General features: G+C 68.3%; 11 protein-coding genes. 2 read left to right on the top strand and 9 right to left on the bottom strand.

What is annotated here, in order from left to right; all coding sequences use genetic code 11:
- Positions 1-57: 57 nt before the first annotated feature.
- The 7 genes from AC5P9N_RS17575 to pilG all read right to left on the bottom strand — a co-directional run bounded on the left by AC5P9N_RS17575 (position 58) and on the right by pilG (position 11,999).
- Positions 58-522, bottom strand: coding sequence for a chemotaxis protein CheW (locus tag AC5P9N_RS17575; protein ID WP_005410712.1), 465 nt, complete (start codon positions 520-522; stop codon positions 58-60).
- Positions 519-1,844: a chemotaxis protein CheB gene (locus AC5P9N_RS17570; RefSeq protein WP_076739148.1), complete on the bottom strand. Its 1,326-nt coding sequence runs from the start codon at positions 1,842-1,844 to the stop codon at positions 519-521. Before AC5P9N_RS17570 ends, AC5P9N_RS17575 begins: the two co-directional genes overlap by 4 nt.
- Positions 1,831-8,508, bottom strand: coding sequence for an Hpt domain-containing protein (locus AC5P9N_RS17565; protein ID WP_099485016.1), 6,678 nt, complete (start codon positions 8,506-8,508; stop codon positions 1,831-1,833). Before AC5P9N_RS17565 ends, AC5P9N_RS17570 begins: the two co-directional genes overlap by 14 nt.
- A gap of 100 nt (positions 8,509-8,608) precedes the next feature.
- A complete protein-coding gene (locus tag AC5P9N_RS17560; RefSeq protein WP_005410715.1) occupies positions 8,609-10,645 on the bottom strand; it encodes a methyl-accepting chemotaxis protein in 2,037 nt (678 codons plus the stop codon).
- Between the two features lie 41 nt (positions 10,646-10,686).
- Positions 10,687-11,217: a chemotaxis protein CheW gene (locus AC5P9N_RS17555; RefSeq protein WP_005410716.1), complete on the bottom strand. Its 531-nt coding sequence runs from the start codon at positions 11,215-11,217 to the stop codon at positions 10,687-10,689.
- Positions 11,217-11,579, bottom strand: a complete 363-nt coding sequence (locus tag AC5P9N_RS17550) for a response regulator (protein WP_005410717.1) — start codon at positions 11,577-11,579, stop codon at positions 11,217-11,219. The genes AC5P9N_RS17555 and AC5P9N_RS17550 overlap by 1 nt, the downstream gene beginning before the upstream one ends.
- A gap of 18 nt (positions 11,580-11,597) precedes the next feature.
- Positions 11,598-11,999 (bottom strand): twitching motility response regulator PilG, encoded by a 402-nt coding sequence (gene pilG / locus AC5P9N_RS17545; protein WP_005418455.1) that lies wholly within the window; start codon positions 11,997-11,999, stop codon positions 11,598-11,600.
- A 240-nt stretch (positions 12,000-12,239) separates the two neighbouring features.
- Between pilG and gshB the strand changes: the two genes are divergently transcribed.
- Both gshB and AC5P9N_RS17535 read left to right on the top strand, forming a co-directional pair.
- Positions 12,240-13,187 (top strand): glutathione synthase, encoded by a 948-nt coding sequence (gshB, locus tag AC5P9N_RS17540; protein ID WP_005410718.1) that lies wholly within the window; start codon positions 12,240-12,242, stop codon positions 13,185-13,187.
- Positions 13,187-14,071, top strand: a complete 885-nt coding sequence (locus tag AC5P9N_RS17535; protein WP_005410719.1) for an energy transducer TonB family protein — start codon at positions 13,187-13,189, stop codon at positions 14,069-14,071. Before gshB ends, AC5P9N_RS17535 begins: the two co-directional genes overlap by 1 nt.
- 505 nt (positions 14,072-14,576) lie before the next feature.
- Here the strand turns inward: AC5P9N_RS17535 and tsaB are convergent.
- Together tsaB and yoaA are read right to left on the bottom strand one after the other, a co-directional pair.
- A complete protein-coding gene (tsaB, locus tag AC5P9N_RS17530) occupies positions 14,577-15,290 on the bottom strand; it encodes a tRNA (adenosine(37)-N6)-threonylcarbamoyltransferase complex dimerization subunit type 1 TsaB (protein WP_076739940.1) in 714 nt (237 codons plus the stop codon).
- Positions 15,291-15,299: 9 nt separating this feature from the next.
- The gene (gene yoaA, locus AC5P9N_RS17525; protein ID WP_164212763.1) at positions 15,300-17,348 is read right to left on the bottom strand and encodes a DNA repair helicase YoaA; all 2,049 of its coding nucleotides are present in this window, start codon (positions 17,346-17,348) and stop codon (positions 15,300-15,302) included.
- Between the last annotated feature and the right edge of the window lie 569 nt (positions 17,349-17,917).

Raw genomic sequence — 17,917 nt, 5'->3', positions numbered from 1 at the left:
CATGAGGTTGCCGGCCAGCGGCCGGCACTACCGGGAACCCGACCGGCGGATTGCCGATCAGGCCGCCAGCGAATCCAGCGCGGCTTCCAGCGCATCCAGGTTCGGCAGCAGCGCGCTCTGCTCACCCAGCAGCACGCGCATGTGCACGATCTGCGGCAGGGTTTCCTCGGAAGCATCGGCCAGCAGGCCATCGCGCGGCACCGAGATCAACTGCGGGAAATTCTGCGTCAGCAGCGCGTAGTAGGGGCGCTGCGCGTTGCCGCTGAGGGCCTTCAGCACGACGACCTTGTTGTGGCCGCCCACGGCTTCCTCGCCCAGGCCGGAAAGGCGCGCGAACGACACCAGCGGCACCTGCCAGCCGTGCCAGCCGATTTCGCCGACCAGCCAGCGCGGGGCGTCGGAAACCGGCTGCACCGGCACCCGCGACATCATTTCGGCCACGGTGGCATTGGGCAGCAGCACGCGCTCGTTGCCGGCCTGGATCAGGACGCCGCGGATTTCGTCATTGCTGGCATAGCTCATGGTGCCTCTCCGTTATCGTTTTCCACGCCCCAGCGCGCGGCGATGGCCTGCGCCAGTTCCTGTGGCTCACCCGCCACCATGCCAGCGGCGACCACCGCCGTGGCTGCGGCAGGGTCATAGCAGCCCTCGCCGACCTGCCCGGCCACCCAGGCACCGGCGGCGGCCAGATCCAGCGCCGGACCCACATGCGCAAGGTCGGCGCCGCTGAGCAGGACCAGCGCAGTGTGGTCGGCCGGCAGCCCGGCAATCGAAATGCCTTGCGCGTCGCTGACGAAATGCAGGCCATCGCTGGCTGCCTGCACGCCGATGTCATCGGCCAGCACGTGCACTTCACCGGGTGTTGCACGCTGGCAGGCTTCGGCCAGCTGCACGGGCAGCGGCGACACGCGTGCCATCTGCTTGACCAGGTTGCCGTAGCGGCCACCGTCCAGGCGCATGTGCACCAGCACCGGCACGCTCAGCGACGACGGCAGCGCACCGAGCAGGCGGCGCAGCGCATCCGGGCCACCAATGCCGGCCAGCACCAGCAGCGAGCCGGCACGTGCGCCCGCAGGCGCCGCAGTGTCCAGGTCCACCAGGCTGAGGTGATCGGTATCGAAGGACGGCAGCGGGGCTTCCATCGCGGCGCTGTACCCGGTGGCTGCGGGTGCGTCTGCTACGTCCTCGACCAGCGACCACGCGGTGTGGTCGAAGGACACCGGCGGCGTTGCCGGTGCGGCAACCGGCTGCATCGGCGCTGCCTCCAGCGGCTCCGCCACCACCGGCTGCAGCGCGGCCAGTGCCTGCTCCAGCGCGATCGGTTCGTGCAGGTGCGCCGGTGGCGCATACAGGCTGTCCGCCGGTACCTCGTCGGCCCAGCTCAATGCCTGGTCCAGATGCGGCTGGAGCGCTTCTTCCCGTGGTGCCGGCGGCGGTGCCGGGTGGCCCGGTTCCAGCTGCAGGGCGGGTTCGTCTTCCGCACCCGGCGGCAGCACCTGCTGGTGGCCGTGCAGCTTGGCGGCCAGGTGGCGGCCCCAGCGCTGTGCCTCCCAGCCATCACGGCGCGCCGCCAGCTCGGCTTCGTCGAAGACCAGGGTCAGGCCTGGTGCGGACAGCACCGCTTCAAGCCGCTCCAGAGCATCCTCGATGGCCGCTTCCAGCGCGATCACCACGAACTGTGGACGCGCGTCCTGCAGCAGCTGCGGCTCCAGGCCGTTAGGATCGTCTTCCAGCACCAGCTGCACATCGGCATGCGACAACGCCTCGCGCAGGCGCTCGCGCGCCGCGCCAGGACGGGCCAGCAGGGCGACGGCCGGGGCCGCCTGGGCTTCACTCACGGACACGGGCGATCCCCAGCAGGTCGTACACGTTACGCATCAGGTCCAGCTCCTGGTACGGCTTGCCCAGGTAGCGCTGCACGCCGATCTCGAAGGCGCGCTGGCGGTGCTTGTCGCCGCTGCGCGAGGTGATCATCACGATCGGCACGTCCTTGTAGCGCGGGTCGGCACGCATCGCGGTGGCCAGTTCGTAGCCATCCATGCGCGGCATCTCGATGTCCAGCAGCATCAGGTCGGGCACGCGTTCTTCCAGGCGCTCCAGTGCTTCCACGCCGTCGCGGGCGACGCTGACCTCGAAGTTGTGGCGTTCGAGGATGCGCCCGGTCACCTTGCGCATGGTCAGCGAATCGTCCACCACCATCACCAGCGGCACCTGGCGCTCCTGGCGTGGCGCGTTGGCCAGCACCGGCAGCGTCGGGTTGGCGAGGAAGCGGCGCACCAGCGGCGCGACGTCCAGGATCACCACCACGCGGCCATCGCCGGTGATGGTTGCACCGTAGATGCCCGGTACCGAAGCGATCTGCAGGCCGACCGGCTTGACCACGATTTCGCGGTTGCCCAGCACCTGGTCGATCGCCACGGCGGCACGCAGGTCACCAGCACGGACCAGCAGCAGCGGTACCTGGTCCTGGCCATCGGCACGCGCCGGGGCCTGCCCGACCAGGCTGCCGAGGTCGTACAGCGGATAGTCCTCGCCGCTGTAGCGATAGCTGCTGTCGGCCGCTTCGAAACGCTCGCGCGACAGGCGGCCGATGCCACTGACCGATGCGACCGGCACCGCAAAGGTGGTTTCGCCGATCTGCACGAACACCGCCTGGGTGACCGCCAGCGTCTGCGGCAGGCGCAGGGTGAAGCGCACGCCCTGGCCACGCACTGACTGGATATCGACCGAACCGCCCAGCTGGCGCACTTCGTTGCGCACCACGTCCATGCCCACGCCACGGCCTGCCAGCTGGCTGACCTGGTCGGCGGTGGTGAAACCAGAGGCGAAGATCAGGTTGTCCAGTTCCTGCTCGTTCGGCTGCGCATCGGCAGCCAGCAGGCCACGGTCGATGGCGCGGCGGCGGATCGCCTCGCGGTCCAGGCCGGCGCCGTCGTCGGCCACTTCCAGCACGATTTCCGAGCCTTCGCGGTGCAGGCGGATGGCGATCTCGCCCTCCTCCGGCTTGCCGGCGGCGCGGCGCTGTTCCGGCGCCTCCAGGCCATGGGCCACGGAGTTGCGCAGCATGTGTTCCAGCGGCGCGACCATGCGGTCGAGGACGTTGCGGTCCAGTTCGCCGTGGGTACCTTCCAGGGTCAGGTGGACCTGCTTGCCGGTATCCATGCCGGACTGGCGGACCACGCGGCGCAGGCGCGGCACCAGACCGTCGAACGGCACCATGCGCGCGCGCATCAGGCCATCCTGCAGTTCCGAGCTTACGCGCGACTGCTGCTGCAGCAGGGAGTCGTACTGGCGCGACAGATCGTCCAGGACGCCCTGCAGGCCGCCAAGGTCGGCGGCGGACTCGTTCAGCGCACGGCTGAGCTGCTGCAGGGTGGAGAAACGGTCCAGTTCCAGCGGATCGAACTTCTGGTCCGCCTGGTCCTGCTCGCGCTGGTAGCGGGCGACGATCTGCGCCTCGGTTTCCAGGTCGAGTCGGCGCAGCTGGTCGCGCAGTCGCGCATTGGTGCGCTCCAGTTCGGCCATGGCACCACGGAAGGCACCCAGCTGCTGTTCCAGACGCGAGCGATAGATCGCCACTTCACCGGCATGGTTGACCAGGCGGTCGAGCAGGTCGGCGCGCACCCGCACCTGCTCCTGCTGCGGACGCGCCAGCGGATCTTCGTCGGCCACGCCTTCGGCCGGCAGTGGTGCCGACAGCGGGGCATCGGCCGGCGTCGTCAGCGGGCCCACAGCCTGTGCCGGCACGGCCTCGGCCTCGCTGGCCGCACGCGCGGCCGCAGCGGCCGCCGCGATATCGGTGGTGGTGCGAAGCTCAAAGGCCTCCACCAGGTCCTGTGCAGGCGCCACCACGCGGTGGGCACCGGTCCGCGTCAGCAGCTGGTGCAGGCGGTCGAAGCCGCGCTCCAGCAGCTGCACGTCGCGGCGATCAATCTCGGTGCGGCCGGCCGCCACGGCTTCCAGCAGGGATTCGATGCTGTGGCCAAGGTCGCCGATGGCATTGATGCCGGCCATGCGTGCGCCACCCTTCAGGGTATGCAGGTCACGCTGCAGGCCGGCCAGCACCTCGCGATCCTGCGGCGCATTGCGAAGCTCGCTGATCAGGCCATCGCAGTGGTCGAGCAGGTCCTTGCCTTCCTCGACGAAGATGTCGACCAGTTCGCGGTCGTACACACTGAAGTCGAGCGCATCGGCGCCATCCGCGGTGTCTTCCAGGGTGGAGGCTTCATCGTGGAGCGGCGCCCGCTCCCCGGCGTCGGCCTCGGCAGGTTCGGCATCGGCGTCGGCCGTGCCCTGCCCCGGCGCTTCTTCCAGTTCGAAGAACCGCACCGGCTCGGCGGTGGCCTGCAGTGCTTCGGCAGCGCTCACCTCGTTCACCGTCGCCGGGGACGGCTGATCGGCGCTCTCTCCTTCGCCGACCGCCGCCTCCCCGCCGACGTCCGCATCCTCGGCAAAGGCTTCCGCCTCGCCCGGCGCGAGTTCGCTGGCCTGGAGGCCGAGCACGGGCCATTGCCCGTCGTCGTCCAGGGTCTGCTCTTCTTCGATCACGTGCAGGCCGGCCTCGAGCGCGGCTGCCAGCGTGACCGGTTCTGCAAAACCCGGCGCAGCCATTTCATCCTGCAGGCTCGACAGCCCGCTGTCGAGTGGCAGTGCAGCAGCGGCGTCAATGACGCTGTCATCGCCACTGCCCGAATCAAAGGACAACGGCGTATTCAGGTCGATCGCGTCAACTTCCGCAGATACCGGCCGCTCTTCCGCGTCGCGGTCATCCACCGGCAGCGCACTGGCGTCGAGGTAGGGCGACAGATCGTCGGCCATGGTCAGATCAGCGTCGTCGACCGTCGCGATCGTGGGCACGGCATCTGCTTCGGCCACTTCGACAACAGGCGCACTCTCGACCGGCTGGATCGATTTAATCGCGCCGGTGTCCGCCACGGCAGGTTCACCTTCGCCCGGCACCGACGGCCAGCCGGCGTCGAAGTAACGCGAAAGATCGTCGCTGGCGGTCAGCTCGCCCACGTCCAGGCCGCTGTCGGCCGCGATGTCCAGCGGTTGCCTGTCGGTTGCAGCTGGAACCGGTTCCAGCGCATCTTCGGCAAGCGGCTGCGGCTCGGCAATGAGATCGGGCGCCACATCGAAAGCGGACGCCATGCTGGTTTCGTCCAGCGTGTCCAGCCCGGCCAGCGGCGCTTCGGCTTCGGATGCCCGCCCGACATCGGGCGCCAGCTCGATGCCCTCTTCATCCTCGTCCTCCAGCCCGACCATCGGCCAGCGCGCTTCCGGCAGTTCACCGGCCAGCGCCTGCAGGCGCTGTACCAGCGCTTCCTGTGGCGTGATGCGCGGCTGCTCGGCCTGCAGCGCTTCCATGGTCGCGGTGATCGCCTGCGCGGTCGCATCCAGCGCGGCCACGCCCTCGTCGCCCGGCACCACGTCTGCAGCCAGCGCGCGCTTGATGTAGGACTCGGCACCGCCGGTAACGGCAGTGATTTCCGGCACTTCGGTCATCGCGAAGGCGCCGTTCATGGTGTGCACCGCACGCAGCAGTGCGTCGCTGACCGGCTGCGGCGCCTGCTGCGCCGAGCGCAGCCAGTCCTGCAGGGTCGCTTGGTGGACTTCCACTTCGGCTTCCAGGATCTCGCGCAGCACGCTGTCGATGTTGGCCGGCGTGCCCAGTGCTTCGGGCGCCGGGTCCGCATCGGCTTCAGCCTGCACCGACGCCATTGCTTCGGCTTCGAGGATGCGGCTGATCTCGTCCTCGCCATCGGCTTCGACCACCGGTGCGGCGGGAGCGGCCGCAACCGGCAGCGGTACGTAATAGGTTTCCTCACCCGCGCCGACGCGATCGGCAATGGCCTGCATCGCCTGCAGGTCCACGCTGATCCGCTGGCCATGACGCAACGCGGCGTTCAGCTGCGGCAGCGCGGCATGCGCGTTGTCGACCATGGCCAGCACGGCTGGCGTCGCCGGGCGGCTGCCGTCGAGCACGCGGTTGAGCATGCCCTCGATCTTCCACGCAAATTCGCCCAGGGTGCGTGCACCGACCAGTCGGCCACTGCCCTTGAGCGTATGGAAGATGCGGCGGATGGGACGCAGACGGTCCATGTTGTCCGGCTGCATGCGCCATGCCGGCAGCAACGTTCCGAGGTTGGCCAGTTCGTCGTCGAACTCTTCCAGGAACACCTCGCGGATGTCCTCGTCGATGTTCTCGGCATCGTCGTCGAAGCCGGCCTCGAAGCCGGCGTCTGCATCTTCCGCGCTGCCCACGGCGACTGGCGCTTCCGCATCGGCCGGCGTCGGGGTCGCCTGCGGATTGAAGTCCGCGGCGGCAGCGCTCAGCTCGGCAAAGAACTGCGCGTCGGCTTCGCTGAAATCAATCGGTGCGATGGTGTCGATGTCGATCATCGACACCGCCGCTGCCGGCACATCGGCAAGCGGTGCGGGCGCTTCCACCGGCACATCCACGGGGGTGATGTCCGGTTCTGCGGCAGCCGGGCTCTCTTCCACCACCGTAGGGGCAGTGGCATCGACGCTCTCCAGCGACGGATGCAGCCCGGCAGCGTCCTCCAGCGACAATGCCTCCATCGCATGCAGCGACAACACGTCGTCGGCATTGTCCAGCGCATCGGCATCGAAACGGAACACGACGTCGTCACTTGCAGAAACCGCGTCATGTTCGGCGGCCACCGGGTCGAACCCCGGTGCGGCATGCGCGCCGGTCTCGATGGACAGCGAGGCATCGGCGGCGTCCTCTACGTCCAGGCCGCTTGTCGCATCGGACTGCACTGGCAGAGCCGCCTCCGACAGCGTCCAATGGGCGGCGGCGCCCTGCCCTGCATCGAGCTGTTCGAAACTGACCGGATCGAAGCTGGCAAACGTCGGACTGCGCTCATCGTCCGCTGGAGCGAGCGGATCGGTCTCAGGATGGAACGGTGCCAGATCCCATTGCGGGACCTCGGGTGCAGGTGCACTGGAGGCGGCAAAGACCAGCGGTGCATCCGACTCGTCACGCAGCGCAAGCGGCGCGGAGGCGACGGATCCCAGCCCACCGAACATCAAGCTGTTGTCCGCCGCTGCCGGCGAAGGCGTGGCCGGTGGCGGATCGAAGGTGAAGTCCGGCAGCGGTACCGGCACCTCACCGGGTGCCGGCGCGGCCGACTGTACCGGGATCTCGATGTGCTCTGGCTGCAGTGCCTCGCCCTGCAGCACGACCGGCTCACGCTCGATCGACTGCGGCACGGACGCTGCCGGCTCAGCCGCATCGTGGTCCGGCAACGGCCAATAGCGCAGCGCCTCAAGGCTGCTGCGGGTGATGTCGAGGATGTCCTCGCGACCCGGACGACGGTCGCGCAGGGCTTCCAGGTAGTACTCCAGGCTGGCCATGGCGTCGGCCAGCGTGTCCAGCTGGCGGCCACTCGGCACGCGCTGGCGACCGATCAGCTCGGCTTCGATGTACTGCTGCACACCGCGCAGGTAATCGGCGGCGGTACCCAGGTCGAGCATGCGCAGCGCACCGGACACATCGCCCAGCAGGCGCGGCACGTCGTGCAGCTCGGCATGGTTCCAGCTGGTTTCAATGAACGCGACGAAGTGCTCGCGCGCGGCGGCGAAGTTGGCGATGGCCTCGTGCGCCAGCACCTCTACCGTGCGCCGGTTCTCCACTGCGCTCGGATCGTCCTGGCCACTGCCGCCGGCGCCCAGGTGGGCGACCTGGTCATCCAGCGACGCATCCACGTAGAGCAGCGCCCCGGCGATATCCAGCAGCAGGTTTTCGTCGATCTGCTGGCGGCCCTCGACCACGCCACGCAGGGCATCACGTTGCTGCACGACCACGCCGCGGGCCACGCCCAGGCCCATCATGCCCAGCGTATCGGCGACCGCACCGAGCTCGTTGGCCTGGGTCTGCAGTTGCTCCGGCGCACCGCCGGTACGCAGGTGCAGGTCCAGCGCATCCTTGATGCGCAGCAATTCTTCCTTCACTGCACTGCCCACGGTATCGAGCAGCTCGCGGTTGCGCCCGCTCAGGCTGCCACGGGCATGGTCCAGCTCGGCCTCGGTGGCGGTGACGCTGTCCGGTGCGAATGCCAGCAGCACGCTGTCATGCACGCCCTCTTCGCCACGTGCGGCACGGATCTCGTTCAGCAGCGGCATCAGCACGATCGGGATGTCACGGTGACCGTTCTGCAGGCGCTCCAGGTAATCGGGCAGCAGCACGCTGCCACGCATCAGGGTCGCGCAGGCTTCATCCCGATCGGCCACGCCACCGGCGCCGATGGCATTGGCCAGCTGTTCCAGCTCCTCGGCCACCATGGCCGGGGCGTACAGCTCGACCATGCGCAGGGTGCCCTGTACCTGGTGCAGGTAGCCGGCGCAGATGCGCATGCGGCTGGCGTCGGTCGGGTCTTCCGCGTAGTACTCGACTTCGTTGCGCACCTGGCGCAGGGTCTCGTCCAGCTCGGGCTTGACCCAGCCCAGCGCTGCGTGGCTCATCGCATCGCGCAGACTGCTCATGGACGCGCTCCGTTCGCCGCCGCGCGGAAGCCGCGCGAGTTCTGGCGTGGGGAATGGAAATGCTTCATCGACTGGTTCCTTGCTCGCCGCCCTGCCCGCGTCACGCCGGCAGCTTGAAGTCGGCGACCGAACGACGCAGGTCGGCCGCCAGCTGCGCGAGGTGGCCGATCGATTCGGCGGTCTGCCCGGCACCCTGCGAGGTCTGGCCGGTGATCTGCCGGATCACGCCCATGGTGCGGGTGATGTCCGAGGCCGCAGCCGACTGCTGCTGGGCGGCGATGGAGATGTTCTTGATGAGGGTGTTCAGTGCATTGGACACGCGCTCGATCTCGGTCAGCGCGGTGCCGGCGTCCTCGGCCAGACGTGCACCGGACACCACTTCGGCGGTGGTCTGTTCCATCGAGGTGACCGCTTCGTTGGTATCGGCCTGAATGGCCTGCACCAGGTTCTCGATGCGTCGGGTCGCGCCGGAGGTACGTTCTGCCAGGCGCTGCACTTCGTCGGCCACGACCGCGAAACCGCGGCCTGCTTCACCTGCCGACGCCGCCTGCACTGCCGCGTTCAACGCCAGGATGTTGGTCTGTTCGGAAATGTCGTTGATCAGTTCCACGATCGAGCCGATTTCCTGCGACGACTCACCCAGGCGCTTGATGCGCTTGGAGGTTTCCTGGATCTGGTCACGGATCTGGTCCATGCCCTGGATGGTCTCGCGCACCACGCCGGCACCTTCGGCGGCGATCACCACCGAACGTTGTGCCACGTCGGCCGACTCGGCCGAGTTGCGCGACACCTGTTCGATGCTCGCCGCGATTTCGCCGATGCGGTCCGACGCCGAGGTGATCTGGTTGGCCTGGTGGCCCGCCGCCTCTGCCAGCTGCATGGCGGTGGCCTGGGTTTCCTGGGTGGACAGCGCGACCTTGGCCGAGGTGTCGTTGATGGTGGTCACCAGGTGTCGCAGCTCGTCGACGGCGTAGTTGATCGCGTCGGCGATGGCGCCGGTCATGTCCTCGGTCACCGAGGCCTTCACAGTCAGGTCGCCCTCACCCAGCGAGGAGATTTCGTCCAGCAGCCGCATGATCGCCTGCTGGTTTCGGCTGTTGAACTCCACCTGGGTCTGGTAGCGCAGTTCCTGCTCGCGCGAGCGGCTGCGCACGTTGGTGGAGACGAAGCCGATGATCGCGATCAGCGACAGTGCGCCGGACACCACGCCGATCCAGAAGTTCGGGAACAGGCGGGTATCGGACACCGAGCCGAACGAGGAGAACGCGTCGAACAGCTTGCGGCTGTCGTCCAGCATGTGCGCCGAGCCCTGGCCCAGCGCGGTGGCTGCGGACTGCGCGGCGAACAGCTGGCGCGAGCTGGCCAGGATCGCGTCGGCGTCCTGCTTCATCGCTTCCCACTTCTGCTGCGACTGCTCCAGCGCGGCCACGGCGGCAGCACCGCGCACGGCGGTGATACCCAGTTCCTCGTTGCCGTTGCGCAGGCCGTCGAGCACCTGCGAGAACACGGTGATGTCGCGTGCCAGTGCATCGCCGGACGTCGCTGCGGCGCTGCCACCGGCGCGCATTTCGGTCACGCGACGGGCCATGGAGCCGGCCACCACCACCTGCTGCAGGGCGCTGTACACCTGCGACGACGGCGCGCCGGAGGCCGACATCGCACGCACCAGCTCGTTCAGCTGGGCCTGCAGGCCCGGCACCGCACCGGTGAAGTTGTTGGCGTTGCCAGCCAGCGCCAGCACCGCCGGTTCACTGGCGACCAGCTGCCCGGCCTGCTTGCCCAGCGGCGCCCAGGTCTCGCCCAGGGTGGCGATGGCACCGGACACGCCCGGCTCCTTGCCGTAGCGCCCCTGCAGTGTCGACACGTTCTGTTCGATCGCGTTGCGGGTCGCCTTGAAGGCGGTGAACGCCTGCGCGTTGCCGCCCACCGCGTCACGGCCCTGGTTGGCCAGCTGCTGCGACAGCACCTGCAGGTCGGCCGCCTTGGAACCGGCATCGGCCAGGCGACTGCCCTGCCAGGTGGCGACGCCGGTGTTGACGCCGAACAGGATCATCGATGCCAGCAGCAGGAACAGCCAGAGGTTGCTGCCGCCCAGCCGCAGCTTGCCGGTCTTGGTGGCGTCCGAAGCAGTACTCATCGTTCAACCTCGATCTTCAATGCAGGGGGCAATGCCCGGCCTCAGGCCGCGGCTTGCCGGAATTCAGGGGTACGCGACAGCAGCGAGAGGGAGAACACGCCCCAGTCGTGGCCGTCGGCGTGGAAGGCGCGATCGACGAAGTGGCCGTAGCGCCCTTCGGCCAGCGTGCCGGCCGCGATCTGCTGGTCCAGTTCAAAGCTGCGCTGGCCGAACAGTTCATCGATGGTCAGGGCGACGTCGCCGCCGGCCTGGCGCATGATCAGCACGCGCTGGCCTTCCTGCTGCACGGTACGCGTGCCTTCCAGGAAGTACTTCAGGTCGACCACCGGGAACAGGTTGCCGCGCAGATTGCCCACGCCCAGCAGCCACGGCTGCGCGCACGGCACCGGGGTCACCGGCGGCATCGGCACGATTTCCACCACTTCGCGGAAATCGGACACCAGCCGGCGCTGGCCGACGCGGTAACCCACGCCACGCCAGAGGTCCTGGGCGAACTGCCGCTCGGGCAGCTGCACCGCATGGGCCAGGCTGCGCCGTTCGTAGGCTTCGAGAATGTCGAAGGGCGAGCGCATCAGGCCACCAGTTCGTTGATCCGCGCGATCAGTTCATCCTCGCGCGGCGGCTTGACGATGTAATCGGCCGCGCCCTGGCGCAGGCCCCATGCCTTGTCGGTTTCCATCGCCTTGGTACTGACGATGATCACCGGGATGTGCTTGATCGCCGCATCACGGGCCATCGCGCGGGTGGCCTGGAAGCCGCTCATGCCGGGCAGTACCACGTCCATCAGCACCAGCTGCGGCACCTGGTCGCGGACCAGCTGCAGTCCATCCTCGGCATTGTCCGCCTCCAGCACCTCGTGGCCGGCACGGCGCAGCCACTGGGTGAACACCGCGCGGTCGGTCGGTGAATCCTCGATCAGAACGATACGAGCCATTGTGCCTTTCCCCCCTGGTCAGGCGTTGACGTATGTGCGGATGGCACCCAGCAGTTCTTCACGCGTGAAAGGCTTCGTCAGGTACTGCTCCGAGCCGACGATGCGTCCCCGCGCCTTGTCGAACAGGCCATCCTTGGACGAGAGCATGATGACCGGGGTCGCCTTGAACAGCTGGTTGCCCTTGATCAGCGCACAGGTCTGGTACCCGTCCAAGCGCGGCATCATGATGTCGACGAAGATGATCTGCGGCTGCTGGTCTGCGATCTTCGCAAGCGCTTCGAAGCCGTCGGTGGCGGTGACCACCTCGCAGCCTTCGCGCTTGAGCAGCGTTTCCGCAGTCCTGCGGATGGTCTTCGAATCATCGATGACCATCACCCGGAGTCCTGCGAGTTCCCCGCCCGCAGTCGTGTTTTCAGTCATTGCCTATCCCCAAGCGCACGGCCCGATCTCTGGCGGGGGCCGCTACGAAAGCGTATCTATATCGCACTTTCCGCGCCCGCTTCAAGGCCGCCCCATGGCGCGGGGCATGGCACCCTCCTGAACGTGACGGGTTTCGCAATGCGTGCGCGACCGCCGGGCGGACGCTGCGTTGCAGGACGGCGGGGAGGCGCGCGAGCGGCGTTGCCGCTACCATCAACGCCTTGCCTGACAGGTGCGCCCATGCCGTTGAACGTCATCGTGGTGATGGATCCCATCGCCCACATCAAGATCGCCAAGGACACCACCTTCGCCATGCTGCTGGAAGCCCAGCGCCGCGGCCATGCCCTGCACTACGTGCGCCCGGGCGGCCTGGCCCTGGAGGGTGGCGTAGCGGTGGCCCAGACCGCGCCGCTGCAGGTGCGCGACGACCCGGCCGGCTGGTATGAGCTGGGCGCATTCAGCCGCACCGAGTTCGGCCCCGGCCAGATAGTGCTGATGCGCAAGGACCCGCCGGTCGACGCCGAATACATCTACGACACCCAGGTGCTGGACGTGGCCGCAGCGGCTGGCGCCTGCGTGGTCAACAACCCGCAGGGCCTGCGCGACTACAACGAGAAGCTGGCCGCGCTGCTGTTCCCGCAGTGCTGTCCGCCGACCCTGGTCAGCCGCGACGCGAAGGTCTTGAAGGCCTTTGCGCTGGAGCACGGCCAGGCCGTGCTGAAGCCGCTGGACGGCATGGGCGGCCGCTCGATCTTCCGCAGCGGCCAGGGCGATCCGAATCTGAACGTGATCCTGGAAACCCTGACCGACGGCGGCCGCAAGCTGGCGCTGGCCCAGAAGTTCATTCCCGACATCACCGCCGGCGACAAGCGCATCCTGCTGGTCGATGGCGAACCGGTGGACTACTGCCTGGCGCGCATCCCGCAGGGCGATGAATTCCGCGGCAACCTGGCCGCCGGCGGCCGCGGCGAAGGCCGCCCGCTGAGCGAGCGCGACCGCTGGATCGCCGCCCAGGTCGGCCCGGAGATGAAGCGCCGCGGCATGCGCTTCGTCGGCCTGGACGTGATCGGCGATTACCTGACCGAGGTCAACGTGACCAGCCCGACCTGCGTGCGCGAACTGGACGCGCAGTACGGCCTGAACATCGCCGGCACCCTGTTCGACGCACTCGAGGCCGGCCTGCGCTGATGTCTGCCGCACCTGCCGTCCTGCCCCCGCCGCCGCGCGAAGCGCAACGGCTGGGGGCGACCATCGCGCTGTCGGTGCTGGTCCACGCCCTGCTGATCCTGGGCGTGGGCTTCGCCGTGAAGGGCGATGCGCCGCTGGTGCCGACACTGGAAGTCATTTTCAGCCAGACCCGCACCGCGCTGACCCCGAAGCAGGCCGATTTTCTGGCCGCGGCCAACCAGGAGGGCGGTGGCGAGCACGACCGCGCACAGCGTCCGCGCGACAACCAGGCCGGCATCGTGCCGCAGGCCCAGTCCGGAATCAGCCCGGTTCCACAGCAGCAGCAATCGGCCGCGCCGGTTCCGCCGCCACAGGCACGGGTGGTCAGCAGCCGCAATGGCGAAGAGGTGGTGGCGCAGGCGCAGTCCCGCCCCACGCCGGATCAGCCCGAACCGGATGCGCCCTTGAGCGCACGCGAACAGCGCGACGTGGAGATGGCGCGGCTGGCTGCCGAAGTACATCTGCGCTCGGCGCAGTACGCCAAGCGCCCGAACCGCAAGTTCGTGTCGGCCAGCACGCGTGAGTATGCCTATGCCAATTACCTGCGCGCCTGGGTCGACCGTGCCGAGAAGGTAGGCAACCTGAATTACCCGGATGAGGCGCGGCAGCGCCGCCTCGGCGGCCAGGTAGTGATCAGCGTGGGCGTGCGTCGCGATGGCAGCGTGGAGAGCAGCCGGATCCTGCGTTCGAGCGGGACGCCATTGCTGGATGAGGCCGCACTGCGGGTGGTGCAGCTGGCCCAGCCGTTCCCGCCATTGCCGAAGACTGAAGACGAAATCGACATCCTGCAGGTTACCCGTACGTGGGTGTTCCTGCCGGGCGGCACCCTGCACGACGACCGATAGGGTTTTGGTGCCCGGGCCTGCGGCCCGGGACCCGCTGCAAGGCTGGAGCAACGTCAAAATCAACGTCAACAGCAGCGGTCAGGATGCTGGGCTTGGCGGGGCGGTGTCGGGCGGCGGGGACGCCGCAAGTACGTCCCTGTAGGCTTAGCCGCGGCATCCATGCCGCGGATACCCCGCCACCCGACACCGCCCCACCTCCGACAGATCGCGGCGCATCATCGCTTTTGGTAGGTGTCGACCTTGGTCGACACACATCCACGCCATGCGTGGATGCGAGCGAAGCGACCCGCTTCTGATTTTGATTTTCTTTTTGATTTTCCGTGGCGGACGCACACGGAAACTGTCAAAGGCCGGGCGGGTGGGCTGCGCAGGGGCGTGAGCGCCATGGATGGCGCGATCGAGCCTACAGGGACGTACTTGCGGCGTCCCCTGCGCAGCCCACCCGCCCGGCCCTCTCACGATGCCAGTCGACTAACAGTCGACTCTACCGTCTGCCACGAGGGGCTCAGCCGTTGGCCTTCGCCTTCGCCTCGCGAGCGGCCTGCTGCTCGACCAGGGTCAGCGCCACATTGTCACGCAGGTACGCCGGCTCGACCTTCTCCGGTGCAATGGCTTCGCCGCGAGCGAACGCCGGCAGCGCCAGTGCCAATACATCCGACGCCCGCGGCAGCGCCGTCGCATCAAAGCCGCGCAGGCCGGTGCCCAGCTGGGTCACCAGTGCCCCCTCGGCTGCGCCGAAACCGGTGCCGACACCGTAGGCCGACATCCCTTCCGGCAGCGCGACCGCAGCGGGTGCGCACACGCGCTCGGCATCGCGTGCCACCGGCAGGCCGTCTACACGTTCGAAGCGCGCGACGTACAGCTCGCCCATCCGTGCATCGATCGCCGACAGGATCTGCGTTTCGTCCGCCGGTGCCCGCAGCGCCAGCACCTGCAGTGTCGAGACCGGCAGCAACGGCCGATCCAGTGCCAGCGCAATGCCTTGCGCGATGGCGATCGCCAGGCGAACGCCGGTGAACGCACCCGGGCCGCGGCTGAGCGCGATACCGTCCAGCTGCCGGCGGCTGATGCCGGCCTCGGCCAGCAGCGCCTCCGCCCACGGCAGGCTCAGTTCGGCATGCCGGCGCGGGGCGATCTCGAAGCGTTCCAGCACCTGCCCATCGACATGCAGGGCAACGGAACAGGCTTCGGTGGCGGTGTCAAAGGCGAGCAGTTTCATCGGATCGGGTCAGAACAGGGGGAACGTGGCACCGGGCGCCGGCTCGGGGCCGGTCGCAACGGCGGCCGGGGCAGCCGCATCATCGGCCACGGGCGCCCATTGTGGCGTAAAGAAGGCCTGCACATCGGCCAGGCTGCGGGTACGGCGGAATGGCGGCAGTGAATCGAGGAAGACCCGGCCATAGCCACGGTTGAGCAGGCGCGGGTCGCACAATACCAACACACCACGGTCGCTCTCACTGCGGATCAGGCGACCGACGCCCTGTTTCAGCGCAATCACCGCCTGCGGCAGCTGCTCATCGCGGAACGGATTGCCACCCTGGCTGCGGATCGCCTCCAGCCGTGCCTCGTACACCGGATCGTCCGGTGCCGCGAACGGCAGCTTGTCGATCATCACCACGCTCAGCGCCTCGCCCACCACGTCCACGCCCTCGCGGAAACTGGCCGAGCCCAGCAGCACGCCATTGCCCGACTCGCGGAAGCGCTGCAACAGCGTCGCGCGCGGCGCCTCGCCCTGCACGAACAACGGCCATGGCCCATCACGCAGTGCCTCGGCGGCCTCGCGCAATGCACGGTGCGAGGCAAACAACAAGAATGCCCTGCCCTGCGACGCCTGCAACACGGGCCGCAGGGTCTGGATCAACGCAGTACCAAAGCCCCGCGCAGCCGGATCAGGCAGGCCTTCGGGCACGTAGCACAGCGCCTGCTCCGGCCAATTGAACGGGCTTGGCTGGACCAGCGTATGCGGGTCATCCAGGCCCAGGCGGGTGGCGATGTGGTCGAAGCCACCGCCCACGGTCAGCGTCGCCGAGGTGAAGATCCATGCCGCGCGACTGCGTTCGCGATGCTCACGCAACGGGCCGGACACATCCATCGGCGTGCGCTGGCAGCGAAAACCACGTGGCGTGAGCTCGTACCAGAGCACATCAGCGGCAGTGGCGGTTTCCGCCGGGTCGGTATCGAAATCGAGGGCAGGTTCGTCATCGCCCAGCCAGCGGCTGAGCCGCGAGACCGCCTCGCGCGCCCGCGCATGGCAGGCATCCAGGCCCGCCGCGGCTTCGCGCAGCGGCTGCAGTGCCTGCTCCAGCGTCACCAACCCCGCCATCACCGTATCGAATCCATCGCGCACCTGCGGCATCGCCAACGCGCGCCATTGCGTGCCACGCGGCGGCAGTCCCTCCATCGCCGAACGCAGGGCCAGCAGCGCCTGCTGCAACTGGTCGACCGGTTCCTGCAGCGCCGACTGCGCGCCGCCGACGCCACGCGCTTCGGCCAGGCAGTCGCGGCCCAGTTCCTGCCAAGGGCGCATGCCGAATCCTTCGCCGAAGAACTGCGCGGCCAATTCGGGCAGCTGGTGTGCCTCGTCGATGACGAAGGCCTGCGCCCCCGGCAGCAGTTCACCGAAACCGTCCTGCTTCAGGGCCAGATCGGCCAGCAGCAGGTGATGGTTGACCACCACCACATCGGCCGCCTGCGCACGCTGCCGCGCGCGCACCACGAAGCAGTCGTCCCAGAACGGGCAGTCGGTACCCAGGCAGTTGTCGACAGTGGAAGTGACCATCGGCAGCAGCGGCGAATCATCGGCCAGGCCTTCCAGTTCGGCGATGTCACCGAACTCCGAACGACCGGACCAGGCCAGGATGCGCTGGAACTGCGCCGCCTGTTCGGGGCTGGAAAAACGCGGCTCGCCACGCGCCTGCTGCAGGCGATAGCGGCACAGGTAGTTCGCGCGCCCCTTCAGCAGCGCACTGCGCAGGCCGACACCCAGCGCCTGACGCACCCGTGGCAGATCGCGGTGGTAGAGCTGGTCCTGCAGCGCGCGGGTTCCGGTGGAAATGATGGTACGCAGCCCGGACAGCAGCACCGGCACCAGATAGGCAAAGGTCTTGCCAGTGCCGGTACCGGCCTCGGCCAGCAGCAGGTCACGCTGCTGCAGCGCATCGGCGATGGCTTCGGTCAGGTGCAGCTGTGCCGGACGCGGGACGAAGGCATCCAGGTGCGAGGCGAGCGCGCCGCCGTCGCTGAGGGCTTCGCGGCTGGCATGGACAAGGTCGGACATCAGAGGGAAAGGATACCCGGCCGGGCGCTGCCCGGCACCCGTTTCAAGCCGGAGCACCAGCAACAGCAACAGCGGTGTTCATGGCTCTGGGTTGTACTGGGGACTGGCGGGGGACTGTGGGTTTGCGGGGACGCCGTAAACCCGTCCCTGGGGGCTTGGCCGCGGCATCCATGCCGCGGACACCCCGCAAACCCACAGTCCCCGCCTTCGACAGTTTCCCGGTGACGGAGGGACGTGCTTCGCAAAGTCGAGCTTGCTCGACTGCCCTTTCAGAAGCGGTGGGTGGAACGGAAACAAGAAGGGGTCGGAGCCGTTTTCCTGCGAAAAACGGATCCGACCCCACAACGAGTGCGCGCAGCGCGCGACCCGCTTTTGATTTTCTTTTTCTCTTCCGTGGCTGGCAGCACACGGAAACTGTCAGAGGTCGGGCGGGGCGGGTTCGCGGGGGTGTCCGCGGCATGGATGCCGCGGCCAAGCCCCCAAGGACGGGTTTACGGCGTCCCCCGCGAACCCACCCCACCCGGCCAAGCGCGGCTTTTGCTTTACGCGGCCAAGCAGCCAGCCACGAG

The organism is Stenotrophomonas sp. YJH_SMC_6 (assembly GCF_059371335.1).
The sequence above is the reverse complement of the archived record's forward strand: the minus strand, read 5'-3'. Positions and strand labels throughout refer to the sequence as shown.

Bases quoted from the DNA above. Each gene is read 5' to 3' on its own strand.
- AC5P9N_RS17575 (WP_005410712.1), bottom strand. From the start codon at position 522: ATGAGCTATGCCAGCAATGACGAAATCCGCGGCGTCCTGATCCAGGCC.
- AC5P9N_RS17565 (WP_099485016.1), bottom strand. From the start codon at position 8,508: ATGAGCAGTCTGCGCGATGCGATGAGCCACGCAGCGCTGGGCTGGGTC.
- AC5P9N_RS17560 (WP_005410715.1), bottom strand. From the start codon at position 10,645: ATGAGTACTGCTTCGGACGCCACCAAGACCGGCAAGCTGCGGCTGGGC.
- AC5P9N_RS17555 (WP_005410716.1), bottom strand. From the start codon at position 11,217: ATGCGCTCGCCCTTCGACATTCTCGAAGCCTACGAACGGCGCAGCCTG.
- AC5P9N_RS17550 (WP_005410717.1), bottom strand. From the start codon at position 11,579: ATGGCTCGTATCGTTCTGATCGAGGATTCACCGACCGACCGCGCGGTG.
- pilG (WP_005418455.1), bottom strand. From the start codon at position 11,999: ATGACTGAAAACACGACTGCGGGCGGGGAACTCGCAGGACTCCGGGTG.
- gshB (WP_005410718.1), top strand. From the start codon at position 12,240: ATGCCGTTGAACGTCATCGTGGTGATGGATCCCATCGCCCACATCAAG.
- AC5P9N_RS17535 (WP_005410719.1), top strand. From the start codon at position 13,187: ATGTCTGCCGCACCTGCCGTCCTGCCCCCGCCGCCGCGCGAAGCGCAA.
- tsaB (WP_076739940.1), bottom strand. From the start codon at position 15,290: ATGAAACTGCTCGCCTTTGACACCGCCACCGAAGCCTGTTCCGTTGCC.
- yoaA (WP_164212763.1), bottom strand. From the start codon at position 17,348: ATGTCCGACCTTGTCCATGCCAGCCGCGAAGCCCTCAGCGACGGCGGC.